The organism is Herpetosiphon sp. (assembly GCF_003512625.1).
Taxonomy (GTDB): domain Bacteria; phylum Chloroflexota; class Chloroflexia; order Chloroflexales; family Herpetosiphonaceae; genus Herpetosiphon; species Herpetosiphon aurantiacus.
Genome location: NZ_DOPT01000092.1, coordinates 1 through 3,276, shown reverse-complemented (window position 1 = coordinate 3,276; position 3,276 = coordinate 1). Strand labels below are relative to the sequence as shown.

The window sequence follows — 3,276 nt, the reverse complement described above, 5'->3', positions numbered from 1 at the left end:
TCATGGCCAAACAATTCACTTTCGAGCAACGATTCTGGCAAGGCGGCACAATTGACTTTAACCATTGGCCCGTTACGCCGTGCTGAATTCACGTGAATCAGGTTGGCCAAAACTTCCTTACCTGTGCCAGTTTCGCCCGTAATCAAAACGGTCGCGTCGGTGTGAGCAACTCGCCCAATTTGCTTATAAATCTCCTGCATGGCTGGGCTATTGCCAATCATTTTGTCACGAGGATCAAAACTTTTGGCTTCGAGTTCGCGCACTTTTGAGGCCAATTGCTGATGATCAAACAAGCGTTTGACGACCAAAGTTACTTCTTCAACATCAAACGGCTTGATGACGTAATCGTAGGCACCAATTTGAATCGCCCGAATCGCGGTTGATGAAGTACCATGGGCCGTCATCATAATCACTGGGGTGGTGATGCCATTTTTGCGCAATTGCTCAAGAATGGTTAAACCATCTTGGCCAGGCATGCGCACATCCATAATCAACAGATCATAGGGATGTTTCTTGGTCATTTTGGCTAAAACTTCGCCGCCATGCTCGGCAGGTTCGGTCAGATAGCCCTCTTCATCAAAGACCTCGCATAACAGACCACGAATCCCTGGATCGTCATCAGCAATTAAAATATGTCGTTGTTCGGTAGCTTTGGTCACACCGACCCTCCTTACAGGCCATTATTCAGCAGGACGGCGTTCGATCCGCGCTCCAAGCGCAGCCAGCCGCTGTTCAATCCGTTGGTAGCCCCGATCAATTTGGGCAATATTCGAAATAATACTCGTGCCTTTGGCGCATAAAGCGGCAATGACCAAGGCCATACCAGCGCGAATATCGGGGCTGGTCAGGCGTTCGCCATACAGTTTAGCTGGGCCAACCACCACCGCCCGATGTGGATCGCACAAAATCACCCGTGCGCCCATACTCAGCAATTTATCAACAAAGAATAAGCGTCCATCAAACATCTTTTCGTGAATCAACACCGTGCCTTGGGCTTGAGTCGCAATCACCAAGGCAATGCTCATCAGATCGGGGGGGAAGCCAGGCCATGGCATATCGTCGATTTTGGGCACAACGCCGTGCAAATCGTCGCGCACCCGTAGCTCTTGCTCAGCAGGAATCACAATATCTGGGCCTTCGTCTTGCCAGGTCACACCCAAACGCCCAAACATAATCCGCGTCATGCGATGTTCTTCGGGGCGTGCGTTGGCGATGCGAATGTTACTCCCCGTCACTGCTGCCAAGCCGATGAACGAACCAACCTCCATAAAATCGGGGCCGAGTGTATATTCAGTGCCATTCAGCCGCGAAACCCCTTGAATTTGCAAGCTATTGGTGCCGATGCCCGTGATTTTAGCGCCCATGGCAAATAAACAACGACACAGATCTTGGACATGTGGCTCAGAAGCGGCGTTGACAATTGTGGTCGTGCCAGAAGCCAACACAGCCGCCATGATCGCCTGTTCAGTCCCAGTTACGCTCATTTCATCAAGGAAAATATCCGTGCCAACCAAACCATCGGCTTTGAGTTCATAGGCTTGTTTGGTCACTTCAACTTCAGCACCCAAGGCAGTGAGGGCCAAAAAGTGCGTATCCAAACGCCGATGGCCAATCGAATCGCCGCCTGGCCGCGCTAAAACTGCCCGCCCAGTGCGCACCAACAACGGCCCTGCGAGCAAAATCGAGGTCCGAATTCGCCGCGCAAGCGCAGTATCTGGCTCTGAGGTATTGATCGTGGCAGCATGAACCCGCAGCACATTCTCTTCGAGCCAGCTACATTCGATGCCCAATGACTGCAATAACTGTACCTTGACTCGCACATCGGCAATATCGGGCATATTGCGCAGAATAATTGGTTGGTCGCTGAGCAAGCAGGCCGCTAACAACGGCAAGGCGGCGTTTTTGTTTCCGGCAGGCGTAATCGTCCCATTCAGGCGATGACCGCCCTCAATGACAAAGGTTTCCACGAATAATAATCCTCAATGGTTAAGCAGCAGAGTTGGATTGATCGGTTGGCTCAGTTGTTTTTTGGATCGATTTGGGTTTGCGTCGCAGGCGGGCACGCAGCGCCTTGAACCAGTTTTTTGGGTTCAGCACTGCGCCGATCCGTTGGCGAAAACTGGGTTTGGCTGATGCAGTGGGATCATCGTCAGCCTTACGATTACCAATCAGCGCCTTGGCTCGTTGTCGGCCTTCTTCTAAGGCTGCTTTGACGAGGCTTTGTAATTCGGCTTTGCTGACCAACTCGCCACGTTCATACCAGCGCCATGCCGCAATCCCAGTCACAAACGTGCCTGCATAGGCCACCGCAACTTTGGGCAATAAGCCAATGCCTGGAATCAGACCGACCAATTGGCGTGCCAGTTGTCGCCAGAGGAAACCACCGCCAACCACGGGCAGCAATTCACGAATCATGGCACTAAAATCGCCTTCAGCACCCATAGCCAAGGCCACGCGATAGGCCAACAGCGCCTGATTCTTGGTCAATACCAGCATATCGGCGGCGTTCAATGGCAAATTCAGCACGGGAATCATCTCGGGAATGCCCGAGGTAAAAGCAAAAGTCGCATTGCTCAGCGAAACGCTGCTAATCAAATTATTGGTAACTTCGCTGCGCAAGCCTGGGTAGCGCCGAGCAGCCGCAATATGCAACGCTTCTGGTACGAGTTCGAGCACCGCTTTGGCCAGCATTTTGCGCTGGGTTGCCGGCTCGGCTTGTGGGTCGAGCAACACCGCTGGCGATGCTTGCAGATCAGCTTGGTGGGTGCTTTCGGAGCTTTTAGGGAGATTCGTACCCCAAACGGCGATCAACAGTGGCACTGGCAGAATCGCCAATTTTTCGTAGGCCAGAAACTCATCGTAACTCAAGGCTTGGCTAGCATCGAGCGTGAGTACAATCAAATCGACGCGGTTGAGATCGGTAGCCTGTTCGCGGCCCAAGGGTAAATCGATGATGCTGACTTGCGGAGTACGGGCGGGAAAACGTTGAGCGCCAAGCGTCAACAAGCGCATAATCAAATCGCGCCCGAAGGTCGCATGGCCAAGTAGCGCAATCCGACAGGGCAAATCGGCCTGATCGCGAATATCGCGCACATCAATTTCTTTTATGGTTGACCAAATGTTGGTGACATCGCTGAAGCGGCTCACACATCCTCCTCGGCATATGAATGTACTGCATTATAACATAGGCGCTTTTGGCTACTCAGACACATATGAGCGAGCCTGCTAGTTTAGCATAATTCAGGCCATGAAGTAAGGATGAAGGATGAATTATGA

At 52.1% G+C, this 3,276-nt stretch carries 3 protein-coding genes; all 3 read right to left on the bottom strand.

Going from position 1 to position 3,276, the window contains the following annotated elements; genetic code table 11:
- Positions 1-659: sigma-54-dependent transcriptional regulator (locus DEF47_RS20155; protein WP_287045317.1), on the bottom strand; the 659-nt coding region annotated here is incomplete at its 3' end.
- A 21-nt stretch (positions 660-680) separates the two neighbouring features.
- Positions 681-1,967, bottom strand: coding sequence for a UDP-N-acetylglucosamine 1-carboxyvinyltransferase (gene murA, locus DEF47_RS20150; RefSeq protein WP_012188393.1), 1,287 nt, complete (start codon positions 1,965-1,967; stop codon positions 681-683).
- 19 nt (positions 1,968-1,986) lie between these two features.
- Complete coding sequence (locus tag DEF47_RS20145) at positions 1,987-3,147, bottom strand: hypothetical protein (protein ID WP_012188392.1); 1,161 nt, start codon at positions 3,145-3,147, stop codon at positions 1,987-1,989.
- Between the last annotated feature and the right edge of the window lie 129 nt (positions 3,148-3,276).